Raw genomic sequence first — 2,582 nt, 5'->3', positions numbered from 1 at the left:
ATCGCCGCCGCTGATGAAAGATTCCTGCGCTTCGATGGAGCCACCGAACTCGCTCAGGTTGGGCGACTTGGTGATGTAACGCAGCGCGCCGGCCACCGAGCCCTGGCCGTATAACGTGCCTTGCGGACCCTTCAGCACTTCGACGCGCTCCAGATCCACCGGGCGTGCATCGAGCTGGTCGTAGCCCGTGAGCGTCAGCGGTGCTTCGTCGAGATACACACCGACCAGCGCGTCGCTGCCGTATTGGTTGCTCAAGCCGCGCATGAAGATCTGATAGCTGCCGGGACCGTCTTCACGCAACGCCATGCCGGGCACCGCGAACGCGATGTCCTGGATGTTGGTGAGGCCCTTTTGCGCAATCTCTTCGCCGCCGAGCGCGGTGATGGACACCGGCACGTCGATCAGGCGCTGCTCGCGCTTCTGCGCGGTCACGATCACTTCTTCGACCACCAACTCCTGAGCCATGGTGCTCACTGAGGTGGTTGCGCCAATTACTGCCAGTGCTGTGATGTATTTCATTCGCGTTGCCATATTGCCTCCCAAACTTAGATCCCCGGGGGTAAAGCCGTTGTGCTTATTGTCCTAATCGCTACTTCAACGCGGTAACCGCGCTGTTGAAAAAATCGTTGTCCAGAATTGCTTCAGCGCCTTTCGGCTTGGAGCGCGCACTCAACACCGCCACGATCACTTGCTCGCGCGGGTTGACGTAGATGTACTGGCCGAAGATGCCGCGAGCGCTGAAAGCGCCGTCGGTGAACGAGCCGTTGGGTCGCGCCACCGGCCACCACATGTAGCCGTAGTCAACGCGTGCATTGCCGACCTGACGCGGCTGCGTGGCTTCGGCGATCCAGCTTTCCGGTAACACTTGTTCATCGCCGGCTACACCGCCGTTTGCCATGAACAAGCCGAAGCGCGCGTAGTCACGCAGCGTCGCGTTGATGCCGCTGCCGGCCACTTCCAAGCCATTGGTCGCTTCCAGCCACCAGGTGGCGTCGCTCTGCATGCCGACCTTGGACCAAATTTTCTGTGACAAGTAATCGGCGCACCAGATGCCAGTCGCGGCACGCACCAATGCGCCAACCACGTGCGTCTCGCCGGTGCTGTAGTTCCAAACACTGCCGGGCGCGGCGATGCGCGGCTGAGCCGCGAGATACTTCATGATCGAGCCGGGCTGCTGGCCGATCTGCAACTCCAACATGCGGCGACGTTCCGAATCGGCGTCGGTGTGCGTGTCGTCCCAATGCACGCCCGAAGTCATTTGTAACAAGTGACGAATCGAGACACCGTCGTAGCTGGTGCCGCGCAGTTCGGGCAGATAACGCGTGAGCTGCTCTTCGACACTGCCGATCAACTTGTCTTGAATCGCGGCGCCGATCAGCGTGGTGCTCACCGACTTCGCCATCGACATGGAGATCCAACGCGTGTTGGCATCGATGCCCAAGTCGTAATGCTCGAGCGCAATGCGCCCGCGCTTCATCAGCAACAGGCCTGCAACCCGATTGCGGGACAGATAGTCGGCGAGGTCGAACTCCATGCCGCGGGAGTGCACGACCAGATCCTGCAATTGAATGTCAGCACGGGGCAGTTCGTTGACCGGGCCGCCACGAGCGATGGTGCGCGTTGCGAACCCCCACTGCGTATCGCGAAACAGCCGCAGCTGAACATCGGGGAGCAGCTTGCCCGCGTAAGCGTCTCGGGCTTCGGATACGGCGGGCACCGATTCTTCGGCCCGTCGGCTGCGCACTTCGGCGTCGCGATGCAAGGTGGACATTCCTGAATAACAGCGATGGCACTGTTATATCGCCAGCCCTCCGACACGCACAGTTGCCAATGCCGACCGCGTCGGTGAGCTGCGATCACCAGGGCGCACAGCCCTAAATTACTGGGCTTTTGGGGCGGTCTGTTGCCAATGACCGGGGTTCAGAATCAGCTTGCCATCGGCAAACCGCAGGTTGAGCGGATACCGCCCCGGCACAGTGAAGTCGCCCTGCGCGACGGGCTGCAGCTCCACGGCCGCTTGTTTCTTGATGGCGAACGCATCGCGCGCACCCGTGGCTTGCGCAACGAGCTTGCCGCCTTCGGTGGTGACTTTTACGCTGACCAGATCGCTGAACTTGTAGTCGCCCGCGTACTTTTCCAGATCCGCCGCGGCCGCCTTGAAGCGCTTGTTGGGTTGAAACGGCTTGGGCTGTTCCGGCACCGACGACAAGATCGCATCCCACATCACTTCCGACGCGATCACTCCAAGATCCACTGAAGTCAGCGCACCCGGTGTCTTGTCATCCACTTCGCCGGTAGAGATGGCGTAGAGCACATCACCGTCGTACTCGGTTGCGAACGGCTGCAGACCGCGCGCCATCGAGGTGTGAACCTGCACGGCGATCCGTTGTAGCAACGCCGGCTCCAATGTTTGATTCACGACGATCAAGCTGATGGTGGTGTTGCGGGCCGCTTCTTTGGGCGGCTGCCAACCCGGCTTGCGACTGTCGGGCATGCCGGCGAGCAGATCGGTGGGTCGCAACGGTTTCGGCCAGTTCTCACCCGGATTACACGCGACCACTTTGCCGTCGCGATCCGTCACC

The 2,582-nt window shown here is 61.3% G+C and carries 3 protein-coding genes; all 3 read right to left on the bottom strand.

The features are described 5' to 3' along the window. Window positions 1-519 (bottom strand): Plug domain-containing protein (locus JNL55_RS24565; protein ID WP_293860473.1); only part of this gene is annotated, 519 nt, incomplete at its 3' end. Window positions 520-589: 70 nt separating this feature from the next. Then, on the bottom strand, window positions 590-1,771 hold the full coding sequence (locus tag JNL55_RS24560) for a serine hydrolase domain-containing protein (RefSeq protein WP_293860470.1): 1,182 nt from the start codon (window positions 1,769-1,771) through the stop codon (window positions 590-592). A gap of 108 nt (window positions 1,772-1,879) precedes the next feature. Then, on the bottom strand, window positions 1,880-2,582 hold a 703-nt coding region (locus tag JNL55_RS24555; protein WP_293860467.1), incomplete at its 5' end, for a P1 family peptidase.

The organism is Steroidobacter sp. (assembly GCF_016790065.1).
Taxonomy (GTDB): domain Bacteria; phylum Pseudomonadota; class Gammaproteobacteria; order Steroidobacterales; family Steroidobacteraceae; genus Steroidobacter.
Note: the sequence above shows the minus strand (reverse complement) of the source record. Positions and strands in the feature narration are given on the sequence as shown.